Source organism: Paenibacillus senegalimassiliensis, from assembly GCF_001486585.1.
In the GTDB taxonomy this organism is placed as follows: domain Bacteria; phylum Bacillota; class Bacilli; order Paenibacillales; family Paenibacillaceae; genus Fontibacillus; species Fontibacillus senegalimassiliensis.
The window spans coordinates 550,644-567,169 of sequence record NZ_LN909044.1 but is presented as its reverse complement, the minus strand read 5'-3'; the positions used below and the strand labels follow the sequence as shown (position 1 = coordinate 567,169).

At 50.2% G+C, this 16,526-nt stretch carries 17 protein-coding genes; 10 read left to right on the top strand and 7 right to left on the bottom strand.

The genetic code is table 11. The features are described from left to right. The first annotated feature begins 25 nt into the window (after window positions 1-25). Window positions 26-1,720: a methyl-accepting chemotaxis protein gene (locus BN3279_RS08405; RefSeq protein WP_059050172.1), complete on the top strand. Its 1,695-nt coding sequence runs from the start codon at window positions 26-28 to the stop codon at window positions 1,718-1,720. Window positions 1,721-2,068: 348 nt separating this feature from the next. Here BN3279_RS08405 and BN3279_RS08400 read toward each other — a convergent pair whose 3' ends face one another. Next, complete coding sequence (locus BN3279_RS08400) at window positions 2,069-2,605, bottom strand: phosphatase PAP2 family protein (RefSeq protein ID WP_059050171.1); 537 nt, start codon at window positions 2,603-2,605, stop codon at window positions 2,069-2,071. An 89-nt stretch (window positions 2,606-2,694) separates the two neighbouring features. Continuing rightward, complete coding sequence (locus tag BN3279_RS08395; protein WP_059050170.1) at window positions 2,695-3,846, bottom strand: MGDG synthase family glycosyltransferase; 1,152 nt, start codon at window positions 3,844-3,846, stop codon at window positions 2,695-2,697. Between the two features lie 330 nt (window positions 3,847-4,176). On the opposite strand from BN3279_RS08395, the gene BN3279_RS08390 reads away from it, so the two are divergent. The 8 genes from BN3279_RS08390 to BN3279_RS08355 all read left to right on the top strand — a co-directional run bounded on the left by BN3279_RS08390 (window position 4,177) and on the right by BN3279_RS08355 (window position 12,122). After that, a complete protein-coding gene (locus tag BN3279_RS08390; RefSeq protein ID WP_059050169.1) occupies window positions 4,177-6,762 on the top strand; it encodes a DUF2339 domain-containing protein in 2,586 nt (861 codons plus the stop codon). Between the two features lie 88 nt (window positions 6,763-6,850). Beyond that, window positions 6,851-7,903 carry a dual-specificity RNA methyltransferase RlmN gene (gene rlmN, locus BN3279_RS08385; protein WP_059050168.1) on the top strand — a complete coding sequence of 351 codons (1,053 nt, stop codon included), beginning with the start codon at window positions 6,851-6,853 and terminating at the stop codon, window positions 7,901-7,903. A gap of 12 nt (window positions 7,904-7,915) precedes the next feature. Continuing rightward, a complete protein-coding gene (locus tag BN3279_RS08380; protein ID WP_059050167.1) occupies window positions 7,916-8,605 on the top strand; it encodes a copper homeostasis protein CutC in 690 nt (229 codons plus the stop codon). 101 nt (window positions 8,606-8,706) lie between these two features. Beyond that, window positions 8,707-9,156 (top strand): MarR family winged helix-turn-helix transcriptional regulator, encoded by a 450-nt coding sequence (locus BN3279_RS08375; protein WP_059050497.1) that lies wholly within the window; start codon window positions 8,707-8,709, stop codon window positions 9,154-9,156. Window positions 9,157-9,265: 109 nt separating this feature from the next. After that, window positions 9,266-9,664, top strand: a complete 399-nt coding sequence (locus BN3279_RS08370; protein ID WP_059050166.1) for a DoxX family protein — start codon at window positions 9,266-9,268, stop codon at window positions 9,662-9,664. Between the two features lie 230 nt (window positions 9,665-9,894). Next, window positions 9,895-10,527, top strand: coding sequence for a nitroreductase family protein (locus BN3279_RS08365; RefSeq protein WP_059050165.1), 633 nt, complete (start codon window positions 9,895-9,897; stop codon window positions 10,525-10,527). A gap of 24 nt (window positions 10,528-10,551) precedes the next feature. Then, complete coding sequence (locus tag BN3279_RS08360; protein WP_059050164.1) at window positions 10,552-11,502, top strand: ring-cleaving dioxygenase; 951 nt, start codon at window positions 10,552-10,554, stop codon at window positions 11,500-11,502. Beyond that, window positions 11,502-12,122 (top strand): alpha/beta hydrolase, encoded by a 621-nt coding sequence (locus tag BN3279_RS08355; protein WP_059050496.1) that lies wholly within the window; start codon window positions 11,502-11,504, stop codon window positions 12,120-12,122. The genes BN3279_RS08360 and BN3279_RS08355 overlap by 1 nt, the downstream gene beginning before the upstream one ends. 59 nt (window positions 12,123-12,181) lie before the next feature. Here the strand turns inward: BN3279_RS08355 and BN3279_RS08350 are convergent, their stop codons facing one another. The 3 genes from BN3279_RS08350 to BN3279_RS08340 are packed head-to-tail and all read right to left on the bottom strand — an operon-like array spanning window position 12,182 to window position 14,054. Continuing rightward, window positions 12,182-12,814 carry a polysaccharide deacetylase family protein gene (locus tag BN3279_RS08350; protein WP_059050163.1) on the bottom strand — a complete coding sequence of 211 codons (633 nt, stop codon included), beginning with the start codon at window positions 12,812-12,814 and terminating at the stop codon, window positions 12,182-12,184. 16 nt (window positions 12,815-12,830) lie between these two features. Then, entirely contained in the window at window positions 12,831-13,064 is a 234-nt protein-coding gene (locus BN3279_RS08345; RefSeq protein ID WP_059050162.1) for an SDR family oxidoreductase, read from the bottom strand. A gap of 15 nt (window positions 13,065-13,079) precedes the next feature. Then, a complete protein-coding gene (locus BN3279_RS08340; RefSeq protein ID WP_059050161.1) occupies window positions 13,080-14,054 on the bottom strand; it encodes an SDR family NAD(P)-dependent oxidoreductase in 975 nt (324 codons plus the stop codon). A 145-nt stretch (window positions 14,055-14,199) separates the two neighbouring features. Between BN3279_RS08340 and BN3279_RS08335 the strand changes: the two genes are divergently transcribed. Further along, complete coding sequence (locus BN3279_RS08335; protein ID WP_059050160.1) at window positions 14,200-14,634, top strand: MarR family winged helix-turn-helix transcriptional regulator; 435 nt, start codon at window positions 14,200-14,202, stop codon at window positions 14,632-14,634. A 108-nt stretch (window positions 14,635-14,742) separates the two neighbouring features. On the opposite strand, the gene BN3279_RS08330 is transcribed toward BN3279_RS08335, so the two are convergent. Together BN3279_RS08330 and BN3279_RS08325 are read right to left on the bottom strand one after the other, a co-directional pair. Beyond that, window positions 14,743-15,573 (bottom strand): carbohydrate ABC transporter permease, encoded by an 831-nt coding sequence (locus BN3279_RS08330; RefSeq protein ID WP_059050159.1) that lies wholly within the window; start codon window positions 15,571-15,573, stop codon window positions 14,743-14,745. Continuing rightward, window positions 15,573-16,451, bottom strand: a complete 879-nt coding sequence (locus BN3279_RS08325; protein ID WP_059050158.1) for a carbohydrate ABC transporter permease — start codon at window positions 16,449-16,451, stop codon at window positions 15,573-15,575. Before BN3279_RS08325 ends, BN3279_RS08330 begins: the two co-directional genes overlap by 1 nt. Between the last annotated feature and the right edge of the window lie 75 nt (window positions 16,452-16,526).

Below are 16,526 nucleotides of genomic sequence, written 5' to 3'. Positions count from 1 at the left end.
ACATACTAGTTAGGGGGCAACCAATGTGCAAATACGAAGCATCGGAACTAAAATAAGTCTTATCGTAATTATTATTGTACTGCTGGTCGCCGGTAGCGTGGGATTGGTGGCGATGTGGCAGATGGAGAGCGGGATTAAAACGTTCGCCACCGCCAAGGCCAAAAGTGATGTCCGGCTGGCTAGCCGTTATGTCGATAGTAAATACCCGGGAAGCTGGCATGTAGAGGGGGAAACCCTCTATAAAGGCGATGTCGAAATTAGCGGCAACTTTGAGCTGGTGGACGAGATTGGGGAATTGACCGAGGATACGGTCACTATATTCCGGGGAGATACCCGGGTATCCACCAATATATTGGCAGAAGGCGAGCGGGTGGTCGGAACGAAGGTGTCCGATCAGGTCGGTGAGGTTGTGTTGAAGCAAGGCAACAGCTACTACGGCGAAGCTGAGGTACTGGGCCGTCCGTATCAAGCGGCTTATGAACCGCTTAAGGCCGATAATGGCGAGGTGATTGGCATTCTCTATGTAGGAGCCTCGCAGGAGCAGATCGAGATCATTCAAGCGGCGTTTACTCGCTACAACACCGTGGTAGGTCTGATTGCGGTGGCGTTGTCTGTAGCCATCGTGCTCGCTTATATGCGGCGAATTGGCAAGCGGCTGGGCCGCGTTACGGAAGCTATGGGTAAAGCCGGGGCTGGCGATTTCACCACGGTAGTGGATGATCCGGCCCAGGACGAGATCGGACGGCTAAGCGCTGGGTATAATCAAATGGGAGCCAATTTGCAGCAGCTTGTGCGGCAAGGCCAGCTTACCTCCGTCAAAATGGCGGAGGAAGCCCGGCAATTGCAGCAGGTGGCAGAACAGGCTACAGAGGATTCGGCACGAATTGCTGCCTCCATCGAGCAGGTGGCCGCCGGGGCCGAGGACCAGACGCAAAGCATGGCCGAGAATGCTCGGGCCATGGAGGAGATTGCAGTTGGCATTCAGCAAATTGCCGAGCATGCGGCCGATGCTGCCGAACTGGCTGGGCAATCCAGACAGCATGCCGAAGGTGGCGGGGATCAGGTCCGCCGTACTGTGGAGCAGATGGATTCCATTGACCGCTCGGTGCAGGCCAGCGGCTCGCTGGTTCGTCTCTTGAACGATAAATCCCAGGAGATCGCTCAGATGGTCGGCATCATTCAGGGAATCTCTCGCCAGACGAATCTGCTGGCGCTGAATGCTTCCATTGAAGCGGCTCGTGCTGGTGAAGAAGGCCGGGGGTTTGCGGTGGTAGCCTCGGAGGTGCGCAAGCTGGCCGAGCAGTCGGAAGCTTCGTCCGGCCGCATTGCCGAGGTGATGAGTGAGATTGATTCGGACATTAAGGAATCGCTGGCTGCTATGGACGAAGTGATGCGGGAGGTCGAAGCCGGATTGTCCCTGACAAGGGAGACGGACCGAAGCTTCGTGGGGATTGCTGCTTCAAGCGGACAGATTGCGGATCGAATTGAACAACTTGCAGCGACGGTTGAGCAAATGTCTGCGGGCATTCAGGAAGTGACGGCGTCCGTGCAGGTGATCGCGGATATTGCCCGTACTGCGGGGGATGCCTCACAAGAGGTGACCGGTGCCTCATCCAATCAGCTAGCCTCAATCGCTGAGATCAATGCCTCGTGTGTTTCGTTATCGCAAGTATCTACCGAATTGCAGCAGGCACTTAGCAAATTCAAGATTCAGGCGTAAGAAGCAGCAATAGATTAGTGCTATATAAGTTGAACTTATGTTTAACGCAAAGAAGCAGACGAGAAAATGTTCTTACGATCGCTGTTGCTCATGGATTTCTTTTATTCAATAAATTCTTATAAGGTAGAAATCCATTCCCAAAGGCGAACGCTCCGCTTCTTCAGAATCATTTTTCTCGCTTGCTTGTTATGCCTTTTCTTTAGTTCAACTGATATAGTAAATTCAAGGAAATGACCCGTCTTACTGCCCCGTAGCAGCCACAGACGGGTCATTTTGTGTTAGCGTTCGTTACTTACCGTTGTTTGAGTTTGGAGTTATTCCACTCGCTACTGTGGCGAATTGCTGTGTTTAGGCTATTCCTGCACCAAGCACAAGTGCGAGTGCAGTCACGGTCCCGACTAGGGCCCCGGCCAACACGTCGGAGGGATAATGAACACCCAGATAAATCCGTGACAGACCGACCATGCAAGCGAGCGGCAGCAGAACTTGAGCAAGCGAAGGCGCCGCGAAGAGAAAGGGAATGAATGTGGAGAAGGCGGCGGTGGTATGCCCGGAAGGGAAGGAGTAATCTTTTAGCGGGAGGATGGACATCTTCGCCTGTGCCAGTACATCATAAGGGCGTACACGCTGGAATCTTCTCTTGATGAGTACAGCCAGCAAATGACTGATGATCAGAGCTGATAAGCTGAGCCAACCCGCCCGCTGCCAGATTCCGTTGGTGAACAGAATCACCGAGATGGCAAAGGGGACCGTGAACGCCGCGCTGCCCAAATGGGTCAGTGCTTTCAACAGGCGATCCAGCAAAGGGTGGCTGATGGACTGGTTACACCAGCAGAACAGCCGATCATCATACTCACGCAGCCTGACATAATAACGATGTCTCATGTGTACCACGTCACTCCCATGCTTGAGATTAGGGGGAGGCGAAATAGCCTCTATTTGTTCACCAAGCCTTAGCCATGTTATATGGCTGCTTAGCGGCTTCCAGCAAGAATGGTCCATTGACCTGCCAGCCGCAGGACGTCATTTACAATGATGTCGGTGGCATGACCAGCCGCAAGAGCATGATATTGCCGCAGCATTTGCTCTCTCTTCACAGTCGAGCTGAGAATCTCCTGTACCTGCTCACCTAGACGGCGTGTGGAGGAAGCAATGACGGCCGCGCCCTTGCGCTCCAGGTAGCGCGCGTTCTCCCGCTCCTGCCCGGAGAAGGGCTTATAGACGATGATTGGCGTGCCGATTTGAATCGCCTCGGAGAGTGTGATGCCCCCGGCCTTGGTGATGACGCAGGAAGCTTGCCGCATGCGGTCATGAACAGCCTCCACATAACCGAACAGATGCAGTTGATTATGGTCCCTGAAGCGGCGCTCCAGTCGTCGTCTCAGCTTGTCATTGCCGCCGCAGATCACATCGACCCGGACCTCTGGCATTGCCAGAAGATTGCGGATTATGAGCTGGATATCCGGCAACGGAATGTGGGCTCCCATCATGACCAGCACGGAGCGGGCCTGTGCCTGCTCGATTGGCTTTGTCCCATGAAGCGGCTGCGCCGTCATTCGCTCATAGAACGGCTCCCGGACTGGAATGCCGCTGACGGTTATAGCTTCCGGACGTACGCCGCGCCGCACCATATCACGCTTCAAGTCCTCGGTGGCCACATAGAAGCGGTCCGCTTCCGTGAAGAGCCAACGGTTGTGCAGGCTGAAATCGGTCACGACCGTGAATAGCGGCACATGAATACCGTGCTTCTTCAACTGAGCCGAGATTCCTCCGAAGGGAAAGGTGCTGATAATGGCATCCGGCTGCTGCTCCTTAAGAATGGTGATCAGCTTCTTCATGCCAAGCAGGTTGCCCCATTTTGCCAGTGCGCTGGTCTGCTCCAGATTACGGGTCGCATAGTAGCTCCATCCATAATAATCCAATCCGTAAGCCGAGAAGTATGGACTATATAAGTACAAGTGCCTGGACAACGTATTCATGCCCGGGTGAGCTTCATGATACAGATCGATGATGCTGACTGAGGCAGCACCGAAGCGGTATAAAGATTGCTCCAGCGTACGCGCCACCTGGATATGACCGTTGCCGTATCCGGCAGTCAGAATGACAATATGCGCCTGATGCTTCATATTGGGTTGCCCGCCCTTCCATCCCTAGATAAAAACACGTTGACCACAATGAGTGCGAGTTAACAAAGCTTGATATAAGAGTTGACTTTTTGAACAACCTCTATCAGTATATGCAGGGCTCATACCTATCACTTTAGAGTCTTATTGTTATCCCCGTTTCAACGGAGGTGGCTTCAATTGTCAACCTGGTGTAAATCCGCCGGTAAGAAGCAGAAATTTTAAGTCAGAAGCAAAACTCTATTCAAATCCGACATAAATCCGACATAAACCGTTATAATGGAAAATAACATCATGCGGAAGTAAGCATTTAAGCCGTAGTGGAGGGATGATATGAAGGAGTTCAAGGAGAGGCTTATCCAGCTTCAGGATGAACAAAATCGCATACTGAAAGAATACCGAACGCTGGTCTCGGAAGTGGAAGCAGACGAGAATATTCGTGAGAACGAGAAGCTACGGCGGCAATATGAAGAGTATCGCCATAGGGCAGATGCTTTGCAGGAGCAATTATCCCATTTGGACCGGGAGAATCAGGAGCTTCGCCGGGCTCTCTCCGAGCAAATGCTGGATGAGAAGCTAGGCATGCTCTCTTTGTCCCGCCATAAAGTTGATACATACTTCGCAGGTAAAGGGAACACGTATGGCAACCGACTGTCAGGCCTTGAGACCATGGCCAAGGATCGGCTGGATCATCTATATGACCAAGCGGAGAGACAGCTTGCGGCTGACAAGGCCGTAATTCAAACCCGACTGAAGGAATTCGGCACAGAGCTGGACCAGCGAATTGCTGCGCATCGCCAGCATTGGCGGGAGGAAGAACAGCGCATTCGTCAGTCCGCCCGGAACGGATACGATCAACTGGCCGAGGAAGGTATTGACGAGGAGACGATGGAGCGTCGCAAGCGGCAGAATCGTATGGAGATGAAGATCGGTCTGAACTGGATCAACCGAATCGGTATCTTGTTGATCATTCTGTGCGTGGGCGCGGCATTTCGCTATACCTACTTGACCTGGTTCAATGGATATATGAAGGGGCTGGTCTTCTTCCTGCTTGGTGCGCTTATGCTGGCTGGTGGCGAATGGCTGCATCGCAAGGGCAAGGGTGCTTTTGCTCTAGGCTTGCTGGGCGGCGGGGTGTCCGTCCTTTACGGCTCCGTCTTTTACAGTTATTTTCTGCTGGAGATTATCAGTTTATCCGTGGGCTTGGTTGCGTCCGTCCTCATCACGGCGCTTGCCGTGTTATTATCCTTGAGATACCAATCGCGGACGATTTGCTCGCTCGGGTTAATCGGTGGATATTTGCCACTGTTCTCGTATATGGGCGCCTTTGGGCTGACGGGAAATGCCGTTTATGTAGCCATGGGGTACTTACTGCTGCTGAATGCGCTAATTCTGCTGGTCTCGTTCCGGCAAAAATGGTCCATCGTCAGCTACATCAGCTTCTTGTTCCATGCTCCGTCCATGATTGCGCTAGCCTGGCTGGCTGATCAGGCCGGCATCGCTATACTGCATGTTGTTCTGGCTTTTGTGATGTACATCGGCATCACGCTTTGGGTTCCTTTCCGTTACGGCTCCAAGCTGACCTGGTGGGATTTCGTCTTGCTGACCTTGAATACGCTGGTGAGCTGCGGGACGCTGTATGGCTTGATTGCCAAAGCGGATTGGACCGAATTCCGCGGGCTGCTGGCCTTGCTCTTCTGTATTGTCTTTACTTTGCTTGGGCGGTTCACTCAGACAAGACTTCCGCGGGAAATGGCGGCTAGGGTCTTGTTCTATAGCACCGGGCTAACCTTTGCCATGCTTATGATTCCATTCCAGCTTGATATCCGCTGGGTATCGCTTGGCTGGCTGCTGGAGGCGCTTGCCCTCTCCATCTTTGGGAATCGCAGTCGACAGAAGGCAGTGGAACGCGCCGGTTGGGGGATCTTGCTGTTATGTATAGTCGCGTTCTTCTGGGTAGATTATATTCGTCATCTGTTTGGTGCAATTAGCACAGCAGATTTCAACATGCAATACAGCTATATTTCACTGGGCGTGTTATTGTTCACTGTGTTCTACGCCTTCCGCTTACGAGGCGAGGAGGAAGCCAGCCGTTATCTGCATTCGGAGCATAGCGGCCTTAGCGCGATCAAATATGTAGCGCTGGTCAATTTATGGCTGTATCTGCTCTATGAAGTGGGTTACATCTATGAACGTGTTGTGCCTGGCTATACGAGTCATTACGATTTATATAGAATGCTACTCATTGCCGGGGTCACGATGGGAATGGCGTATGGACTGACCAAAATCCCGCTGCTCTATGACCGTTTTGTCAAATATTACGCATTGTCTTTGCATGGTCTAAGCCTGCTATTGAGCTTTGCTATCACGGTGGGCCTGCCTACTTTGGCTGAGCAATCGGTTCACAATGGCGCAGCAGAATATATCGCTCTGATCGTGCTGATTGCCTTCAATATCATCGCCTTCTTTAGCGGCCGCGACTTATTATTTACTGCACTTAACCGTAATTACCAGAGCACTGAATTATATCCACTCATTCTGGGCGTGTATCTGCTTGCGGTGATAACGGCCTTTCTCGGCGTTCAGTTCCAGCTCGGAGATGTGGGGCTGGCGTTCAGTCTCGTCTACTTACTGCTGGCCGTAGGTTACATTGTGTATGGCTTTAGCCGCAGATATGTGAAGATTCGTTGGATGGGCCTGGGCCTGACATTATTCTCAACGGGGAAAATGTTGCTGTACGACCTGTCCTTGCTTACGCTCGGCAGCAAAATTATCGCTTATTTCTGCTTTGGCGTGCTGCTATTGGGCATTTCCTACATGTACCAGCGGGTATCCAATCGTCTGGACGAACGGGACCGCGCGTCCGATCAGGAGCAACCTCCGGCTCAGTTGCAAGAAGGGCAAGATGTGACGGAATAAGAGTGCGCTTTTTTACCTGTGGCAATCGGGTAATCAGGTTCTGTATAATGGGAGGATAAATTCAAGATAGGCTAGAAAGAGGACTTGCATGAACACACAACAATCGATTTATGGTTTAACAAGGGATCAGCTTGCCACATGGCTGCTGAATCATGGACATAGAAAAGGGCGGGCTGAGCTTCTATGGGATGCTCTGTACCGCAAACGGCTGACGACGTTCGGGGAGATGGAAGAGGTTAACCCGGACTGTCTCCGGCTGGTGGAGGAGCATTTTGCCATCGAAACGCTGGAGGAGCACGTCCGGCAGGAGTCGGTGGACGGGACAATTAAATTTCTGTTCCGGCTACAGGATGGCAACCTGATTGAAACGGTGCTGATGCGCCATAAGTTTGGTCTGTCCGTTTGCGTAACTACGCAGGTCGGTTGCAATATTGGCTGTAGCTTCTGCGCCAGCGGGCTGTTGAAGAAGAGCCGGGACCTGACTAGCGGTGAGATCGCGGAGCAGGTGATGAAGGTGCAACTGCATTTGGATCGCCAGGGCAAGGAGGAACGGGTCACTCATATCGTCGTTATGGGCATCGGTGAACCCTTTGACAACTATGAGAATGTCACCGACTTCCTGCGCGTAATTCAAGATCCGAAAGGGCTGGCGATCGGACCACGTCATATCACGGTATCGACCAGTGGCCTGGCTGACAAGATTATAGAGTTTGCCGATTCCGATCTGCAAGTGAATTTGGCCATATCGCTTCATGCTCCCAACAATGAGTTGCGCACGCGGATCATGAAGATCAATCGGGCTATCCCGCTGGAGAAGCTGATGGCTGCAATTGATTATTACCTGGATAAGACCCGGCGCCGGTTAACGATTGAGTACATTTTGCTCAAGGACGTCAATGATGGCAAGGAACAAGCCCTCGAACTGGCAGAGCTGCTTGGCGAGCGCTTCGTCAACGTTAACCTGATTCCTTATAATCCGGTGGATGAACATGGACAATATCAGCGGAGCGAGCATAGTTCTGTCTTGGCCTTCTACGATGTGCTGAAGAAGCAGGGGCTTAGCGTCAGCGTGAGGCTGGAGCATGGTGCCGACATCGATGCGGCTTGCGGTCAATTACGGAGCAAGCAGCTTAGCAGCTAGGAGTGTGAAAGTATGATTTTGGAGGTCATTGCAACCTGTGCGGAGGATGCGGTCTTAGCCGAAGCTCACGGAGCGGATCGATTGGAACTGATTACAGCGATAACGGAGGGCGGTCTGACGCCTGGCATCGGCTTGGTGCGCCAAGTTGTCAAGTCCGTAAAAATTCCGGTTCATGTGATGGTGCGGCCGCATAGCCGCTCCTTTGTGTACAGTGAAGCAGATATCCAGACCATGGAGGAAGAGGCTCGCGCGGTAGAAGATGCAGGTGCAGCGGGTATTGTGTTTGGAGCTTTAACAGAAGAACGACAGATCGATGAGGTTGCCTTGGCAAGAATATTGGCAGCAGCGGGGGGCATGAATGTGACTTTTCATCGTGCCTTTGACGAGTTGCAGGATCTGTCGGAAGGTTTACGTACCCTGTTAAAATACCCCCAAGTGACCCGGGTGCTCACCTCAGGTGGACCCTTGCCTGCACCGCAAGCGACTTCCGAGATCAGACAATTGGTGGAGCTGGCCCACGGTAGCTCGCTTGTTATTCTGGCAGGCTATGGCCTGACACTGGAAACGGTGGACCGTTTCATTACCGATACACAGGTCACGGAAGTTCACTTCGGTTCAGATATCCGCTTCGGGGGAAAAGGTTTGTCTCCCATCGACCCGGATAGACTAAGTGCGTTGTCCAGTCGGTTGAAACTTTACTAGATATTTTAAATGGCGACTTGACAGTCGCCTGGTTCTATATTATCTTAATATCAAGATAAAACAAATCGAGATAAGTGAATGGCCCCGGAGGTGAGTAAATGATGAGCCGCGACCGAGACAAGAATGATGCACTTCATCTGTTCGTTGTATTGTCCCGAGCCAGCGAGTGGGTTCATGCCCATAGCGATCAAGCGATTCGCAAGTATGGATTAACCCGAACCGAATTCGGTGTGCTGGAGTTGCTTTACCATCGAGGACGCCAGCCGATTCAGCAAATTGGCAACAAAGTGTTGATGAGCAGTGGCAACATTACGTATGTCGTTGACAAGTTGGAGAAGAAGCAGTTTGTAACGCGCCAATCTTGCGCGGAGGACCGCCGTTTGGTCTATGCCGAGATTACGGAGAAGGGCAGGCAATTCATTGAAGAGGTATTTCCTCAGCATACCGAAGTGATTGAGCAGGCCGTTAGCGGACTGTCCCCCGAGGAGCGGGAGATTACCGCAACACTGTTGAAGAAGCTGGGTAGGTCAGCCCAGGAGGGATATAAATAGCCCGGTCAAGTTCACATAGCTGAAATGGGTTCGGGCGGCCGTTTTTTCATGACTAATATCTTAATTTTAAGAATCTTTATATTATAATATAACAGAGGAGTTTATTGATATGAGCTTAGATACCGGATTACTTATTATTCGTTTGGTGTTAGGATTGACGATGATGGCGCATGGTGCGCAGAAGCTGTTTGGATGGTTTGGGGGTTACGGTCCCAAAGGTACGGGGGGCTGGATGGAATCGCTGGGCATGAAGCCAGGGGTGCTTATGGCCGTCATGGCCGGACTGTCCGAATTCGGCGGTGGATTGCTGATTGCCGCGGGTTTGTTCACCCCATTTGGTGCCGTATTGCTTGTGCTGACCATGTTAGTAGCAATCTTCACCGTGCATGCCAAGAACGGCTTCTGGTCGACGGGCAACGGGTATGAATATAATTTACTCATTATCGCCGTATCTCTTGGTTTGGCCTTCACCGGAGCAGGCAGCTATTCCCTTGATGCACTATTGTAAGAAATATACTATATCAGTTGAACTAAATAGTAGGCATAACAAGCAAGAGGGGAAATGATTCTGAAGAAGCGAAGCGTTCGCCTTTGGGAATTGATTTATACCTCATAAGAATTTATTAAATAAGAGAAATCCATGAGCAACAGCGATCGTAAGAACATTTTCTCGTTTGCTTCTTTGCCTGAATCATTTGTTAACTTATATAGCAACCATATCCCAGGAGGAATTAGAACATGAATGAGCATGACTTTACCGCTATAGTGAAATCCCGTCGCTCTGCGAACAAATTTATAACCGGCGTAGAGATCGAAGATCAGGAACTGAACGAAATTTTCAATCTTACCAAATTTGCTCCCTCCGCCTTCAATTTGCAGCACACCCATTATGTCGTGGTCAAAGACCCTGCGGTCAAGGAGCAAATTTATGAGGCGGCAGCCAAGCAATATAAGGTTCGCACCGCATCAGCCGTTATTCTGGTGTTAGGCAAGCTGGATGGGCATAAAGATGTGGCTACGATGAATGAGGGACTGCTCAATTTGGGCATTCTCAGCAAACAGGAATACGACGCATTGGTTACAGATACTATCGGCTTCTACGAGAGCCGGGGAGCGGAATTTATGCGGGATGAAGCCATACGCAGCGCAAGTCTCTCTGCCATGCAAATGATGCTGATTGCCAAGGACAAGGGCTGGGATACTTGTCCGATGATTGGCTTTGATCCAGAGGCGATGAGCGAACTGCTGCATGTACCGGATAATTACGTTCCGGCCATGATGATTGCCATTGGCAAGGAGGACAATTCCAGTCCACGGCAGCGCGGTTACCGGAAGCCAGTCGGCGAGTTTGTCAGCTATAACCGTTTCTGATTTATATGAAAAGGAGGAATACAGATGATACAGCCAACTTCGGGTATCCACCATATTACGGCGTTTGCTTCCGACCCTCAAGCTAACGTAGATTTTTATGCGGGAGTGCTCGGGTTACGATTAGTGAAAAAAACGATAAATTTTGATGCTCCCGAGGTATATCATCTCTACTTTGGCGACGAGTCCGGCAATCCGGGGACGATCATCACGTTCTTCCCATCACGGGGAGCACGCCGTGGCCGAGTCGGAGCAGGTCAGGTGGGAATTACCACCTACGCTATTCCTGTAGGAAGCATGAACTTTTGGCGTGGCCGTTTACAACAATTCGGCATCTCGACAACGGAAGTGGAGCGGCTAGGTGAAGCCTATCTGCATTTCCGGGACCGTGATGGCTTGCAACTTGAACTAGTTGAACGTGATGCCGGACCTCTCAGCACCTGGAGCTTTGGTGGCGTGCCTGTGAGTAAGGCAATTAAGGGATTCGGAGGAGCTGTTCTATATAGCGCTGCGCCGGAGAAGACTGCACATTTGCTGGAGAAGGTGCTGGGCCTGAACAAGCTTGCTGAGGACGAGTATTATGCCCGCTTCAAGGCTGGAGGCGAGGTTGGGGATGTCATCGATGTGAATGTGAAACCGATGGAATACGGTGCGGGGGGAGCAGGAACAGTGCATCATATTGCCTGGCGAGCGCAGGATTTTGCCGAGCATGAGGCTTGGCGTGAGCATGTGGCTGGGTATGGCTATCACCCGACGCCAGTGGTGGACCGGCAATATTTCCACGCCCTGTATTTCCGGGAAGAAGGCGGGATTTTGTTTGAGATTGCCACGAATCCCCCTGGCTTCGCCAATGACGAAGCACCCGAGCACTTGGGCGAGAAGTTGATGTTGCCCGCATGGTACGAGCCGCATCGGCAAGCCATTGAACAAAATTTGGACCCGTTTGAAGTGCGGGTGCTGAAGGAGGATTTGTCATGATGCAGCATTTGTTTAAGCCGTCAGCAGAAGGGGGTACTTCCAATCGACCGGTGTTGCTGTTGCTTCACGGAACAGGCGGAGATGAGCGAGACTTACTGCCGTTGGCTGAGTTAATCGCTCCTTCATCCGCTATTCTCAGCGTAAGAGGAAATGTACTGGAGAACGGGATGCCCCGTTTCTTCCGCCGCTTTCCCAACGGAGCATTCGATGAAGAGGACTTGCTGTTTCGTACCCGGGAGTTGCATGATTTTCTGGATGAAGCAGCAGCCCAATATGATTTTGACCGAAATCACATCGTAGCTATTGGTTACTCCAACGGGGCAAATATTGCGGCGAGTCTCTTATTTCATCATCCCGGCACTTTGCAAGGAGCCAGCCTGCATCATCCCAAGGTACCGCGCCGTGGGATAGAGTTGCCCGAAATGAAGGAACTTCCTGTATTTATCGGCGCTGGACGGCAGGACCGAATTTGTCCTCCTGAAGAGACTGAGGAATTGGATCAATTGCTAAGTGCCGCAGGCGCCCAGGTAGAGATACACTGGGAACCTTACGGTCACCAACTGACTGAGACAGAAGTCCAGGCGGCAGTGAATTGGTTTGAACGGAATTTTTCTAAATAAGGTGGCAATATTAAATCGAGGGCAGCATGTGTATTGATCTGCAGGCACTAGGTATAAAGCTAATTCATACCTGCCAACTTTAACAACTCGCTGACCGTAACAAGCTTATAGCCTTCAGCAGTCAATTCTTCCGTCAGGATGCGAACCGCCTCAATCGTTTGCGAACGGTCGCCGAAGCCGTCGTGAAACAACAAAATACTTCCGGGCTGGATTTCATCCCGAGTCTTATCAACGATATGCTGTATGCCAGGCATCTCCCAGTCGGTAGCCGCGCCGTTCACGGCTCCGATAGCTGGATAACCAAACTCCCCTCTGCTAATGGCTGCAACTTGTTCACTGAAAGCCACATAAGGCGGACGAAATACATGAGGCTTGCTTCCGGTCACTTGAGCAATCAGGGCTTCTGTCCGCGAAAGCTCCTCGCGGCATTGCTCGGGGGAAATCTCCGGCAAGCTGGGGTGAGAGTAGGTATGATTGCCGATTTCATGGCCCTGGTTATGGACGGCTGCTGCTGTGTCTGGGTTCTGCTCGATCTGTTGGCCAATCATGAAGAAGGTCGCTTTCCCTTGGCACTTTGCGAAGATGTCCAGCACCTGCGGGGTATACAGCGGGTTCGGACCATCGTCGAAGGTGAAGGCTACGGCCTTCTCATGGGTAGGCACACGGGTAATGACATCGTAGCTCGAAGACATACGGCTGCAACTCCTTTTAATATGAATGGATTCGTAGTTTTGTCATATAAATTGCATAATTCCCATTGAATATTTGAAGTGCATTTTCAGCGGTGGTATCCAAAACAGATGACGTAGGTACACTTCCGCTAAACGGACTAAATTCCATGACATCTATCGTTTCAAAGGTAGCTTTAATTTTTTGAAAAGCTCGGGTAAGCTGCTCCTTGTTCGTAATATCGGCAGCAAAGCCTTGAGCATTAATACCCATCTGTACAAATTTCTATTATCTTCTACGCAGTTCCGCAGGCTCCTCATTTGGCTTCAAATGGACAAGCGTTTTTGTATCGTTCCATAATTTTAGTGCTCGTTTTTCATCGTATGATAATTTTGAAGAACGTGTTTCGATTAATTTCCCATCATTTGATTGAAAATATTTCCCTGATCCTTTGGCATAAGTGGAATCGGCAGTAATTTTAGCAAGTGCTTTTCCTGAAAAATCTACGCTTCCCATAGTGACACCGGTACGCTTTAAAACCCAATTCATGAAAGAACTATCGCTGAGCCTCTGCATAGGTTTTGGCATGGCTCTAAGGAATCCTGTTCCTGAAGTAAGCCCGGGATCATACGCAATCGAAGCTATCGTACTACCCGATTTTCTTAGCCGGCGATCTAATTCATAAGCGTAAAGTATCATGCATAGCTTTGATGTTGCGTATAGCTTAGCGGCGTTAGGCGGCTTTTTACCGTCTTTACCTATATTGGCAAGCCCTATTGCGTCATATTCCGCCGCAATACCCAACATTCTTCCATCCACCGTGTCAGGATCGTGCGTTCCACTTGCCGTGTAAACAATACGACCTTGGTCCGATACGCGGTCAAACAGCAATTCGACCAGCAGGAAATGTCCTAAGTAGTTGGTGGCGAATGCCTCCTCGTAGCCGTCGGAGGTGTAAGAGACAGGACCATTGAGCCGTACACCTGCATTGCAGATAATGCCCTGTAGGGAATCGATCTCGCCATTGTCGAGCATGTTGCGGCATTGAGCAGCAGCAGCCCTTACTGAAGCTAGAGAGGATGTATCTAGCTTAATTGTACTCACTTTGACACCGTATTTCGTACGTAGTTCTTGCGCAACTGGTTCCATTCTCTCCAGGCTGCGGCCCCCAAGAACAAGATTAAGTCCATAAAAAGAAGCGAGTTGTCTGGAGCATTCAAGGCCAATCCCGCTGTGTCCGCCTGTTATCAGAATTGTAGGCATTACAAAAACCTCCTAATATTTATTTTGAGTTGATACGTCAACCAATGACAAACTCACTATAACACCACCATGTTGACGTGTCAACTCGAGTTATAATATAATTATCATATGAATTAAAATCAGCTGAATGAAAAGGAAATTTTTTATGGATAAGAACGAGCTAAATGAAAAAGAATTGCAACTATTTTATATGTGGAAGGGCACCTTCAAGAAAATTTTTGGTCGTGTAATTAAAGACATGTCTGAACACACAGGACTATCAGAGGGCGACTATGGAGTGTTAGGTATGTTAGTTGAAGCAGGTAATGGTGAGCTTCGCCAACAGGAATTAGCCGCCTTGTTGGATTGGACGAAGAGCCGATTATCTCATCATCTAACGCGGATGGAGAAGCGTGGGCTTGTTCTGAGGAAGTCTTTAGATACAGGGAATGGAGTTAATGTCATCATCACTCATACTGGAAAATTAGCATTTGATGCTTCCCGCCCAGTAGTTGCAATGGCGATACGCAAACATTTTCTTGATCAACTAACAAATGAGGACATTGAGTTGATAACAAAATTGGCTGAAAGGACAGAGTAATGGTCCTTGGACGGGGTTTTTATTAAGCCTATTGCCTGGTTAAATAAAATTAAGCGGTCTCTACTTTCGCAATATCTGCGATAATAGGACCGCTCTTTTTAATCTTGATTATCCCTTCACCGCACCGGCGGTCAAGCCGCTGACGATGTATTTCTGTCCGAACAGATACAGTATAAATACCGGCAGCGAGGTGAGCACCAGGTTGGCGAAGATCAGGTTCCAATCCCGGCTGTATTTACCGTAGAAATTATAAATCGATAACGGCATGGTCCAGGTGGAGCTATCCGTCAGGAAGTACAGAGGAATCGTGATGTCGTTCCACACTGACATAAATACCATGATGGCTACCGTGGCATTTACCGGTAGAATCAGTGGTGTTACGATGCGGAAGAATACACTGAACACGTTCGCTCCTTCCAGGAAAGCGACTTCGTCGAGCGCTTTCGGGATCGTCTTGATGAATCCGCTATACAGGAACACGCTGAATGCGGTGTTCAGGGAAGCGTAGATCAGAATAACGCTGGACATACTTCCGTAGAAGCCCAACCATTGCACGATGCGAATCGTGGTTATCGTCGACATGGGAGCAATCAGGCCCATGAAGAAATACATGTACAAGGTGTTGGCAAATTTCGTATCCCGGCGAGCCAGAATAAAGGAAGCAGCCGAAGAGGCGATAATGTTGATGACCGACGAAATTCCGGTAATGATTAAGCTGTTCATAAAGGCCCGGGGAATGCCCCCTTCTTCAAATACCCGTGCATAGTTGGAGAACATCCATTTCTCCGGAAGCGCAAGGGAGAAGCTGAGCACCTCGGCACTGGTCTTGAAGGAGCCAAAGATCATGATCAGGATGGGAAAGATAATCAGTAGTGAAGCCAGCAGCAGCAAGGCCTCCACGATATAGTTGCGTATTGCCAGTTTGCGTGTGAATCCCATTATTCAGAGACCTCCTTACGCCGCATGAAGATCAGCAGCGGGATAGCGATGATGGTCACGGCTACGAACAAGAGCGTGTTGATCGCAGTCCCAAGTCCCCAACTGCCTTCGCCAAAGGAACGCAGGATAATCGTACCCACGACCTGAGAGGCGTTTCCGGGTCCACCGCCCGTCAATACGAATACTTCGGAGAAGACCTTGAGCCCGCCGATTAAGGTAAGCATCAAGTTGATATTGATAGCCGGCAACAGCAGCGGCAACGTGATGTTCGTGAATTTATTCCAGGAGTTAGCCCCATCAATGGTGGCGGCTTCGTAATAATCCTGGGAGATGGATTGCAGTCCAGCCAGATAGATAGCCATTTGGAAGCCCGCATGTTGCCAAATCGAGATGATAGCAATCGTCCAGATAACAATCGCTGGATTGGTTAGCCAAGCCTGGCTAAGCCCATGCAGCCCAATAGCCTCTAACAGGCGGTTAACTGTACCTTCAGTACGCAGCATCGGGGTGAATACGATCCCGATCACCAGAATACTCAGAATAGAAGGGGAATAGAAAATAGCACGCAGCAGGTTTCTCGTCTTCAAGCGCATGTTCAATCCGACGGCCAACAGTATCCCGATCAAATTTTTGCCTAGTACGGTTACCACAGCAAAGATCAGGGTGTTCTTCAGTGCGAGAGTAAGCGTCTTGTCATTGAAAATCTTCGTAAAGTTCTCCCAACCGATAAAATTGATGGTCAGCCGATCCAGCCGCCAGTCGGTGAAGGAATAGTAAAAGCCCGCGAACGCAGGAATAACGAAGAAGATCGAATAGATCAACAAGGCCGGCAGCACGAGGTAATAGGAATACAAGCTTTTGATTGATTTTGTTTTCATGTCTCACACTCCATTATAGCTTGGGGCAGCATAAGGCTTGTTCACCTCATGCTGCCTGCTATGTTTCCTTCCGAT

Bases quoted from the DNA above. Each gene is read 5' to 3' on its own strand.
- BN3279_RS08395 (WP_059050170.1), bottom strand. From the start codon at position 3,846: ATGAAGCATCAGGCGCATATTGTCATTCTGACTGCCGGATACGGCAAC.
- BN3279_RS08355 (WP_059050496.1), top strand. From the start codon at position 11,502: ATGCAGCATTTGTTTAAGCCGTCAGCAGAAGGGGGTACTTCCAATCGA.
- BN3279_RS08330 (WP_059050159.1), bottom strand. From the start codon at position 15,573: ATGGGATTCACACGCAAACTGGCAATACGCAACTATATCGTGGAGGCC.
- BN3279_RS08365 (WP_059050165.1), top strand. From the start codon at position 9,895: ATGAATGAGCATGACTTTACCGCTATAGTGAAATCCCGTCGCTCTGCG.
- BN3279_RS08360 (WP_059050164.1), top strand. From the start codon at position 10,552: ATGATACAGCCAACTTCGGGTATCCACCATATTACGGCGTTTGCTTCC.
- BN3279_RS08375 (WP_059050497.1), top strand. From the start codon at position 8,707: ATGAGCCGCGACCGAGACAAGAATGATGCACTTCATCTGTTCGTTGTA.
- BN3279_RS08335 (WP_059050160.1), top strand. From the start codon at position 14,200: ATGGATAAGAACGAGCTAAATGAAAAAGAATTGCAACTATTTTATATG.
- BN3279_RS08390 (WP_059050169.1), top strand. From the start codon at position 4,177: ATGAAGGAGTTCAAGGAGAGGCTTATCCAGCTTCAGGATGAACAAAAT.
- BN3279_RS08370 (WP_059050166.1), top strand. From the start codon at position 9,266: ATGAGCTTAGATACCGGATTACTTATTATTCGTTTGGTGTTAGGATTG.
- BN3279_RS08380 (WP_059050167.1), top strand. From the start codon at position 7,916: ATGATTTTGGAGGTCATTGCAACCTGTGCGGAGGATGCGGTCTTAGCC.
- BN3279_RS08345 (WP_059050162.1), bottom strand. From the start codon at position 13,064: ATGGGTATTAATGCTCAAGGCTTTGCTGCCGATATTACGAACAAGGAG.
- BN3279_RS08350 (WP_059050163.1), bottom strand. From the start codon at position 12,814: ATGTCTTCGAGCTACGATGTCATTACCCGTGTGCCTACCCATGAGAAG.
- BN3279_RS08325 (WP_059050158.1), bottom strand. From the start codon at position 16,451: ATGAAAACAAAATCAATCAAAAGCTTGTATTCCTATTACCTCGTGCTG.
- rlmN (WP_059050168.1), top strand. From the start codon at position 6,851: ATGAACACACAACAATCGATTTATGGTTTAACAAGGGATCAGCTTGCC.
- BN3279_RS08400 (WP_059050171.1), bottom strand. From the start codon at position 2,605: ATGAGACATCGTTATTATGTCAGGCTGCGTGAGTATGATGATCGGCTG.
- BN3279_RS08340 (WP_059050161.1), bottom strand. From the start codon at position 14,054: ATGCCTACAATTCTGATAACAGGCGGACACAGCGGGATTGGCCTTGAA.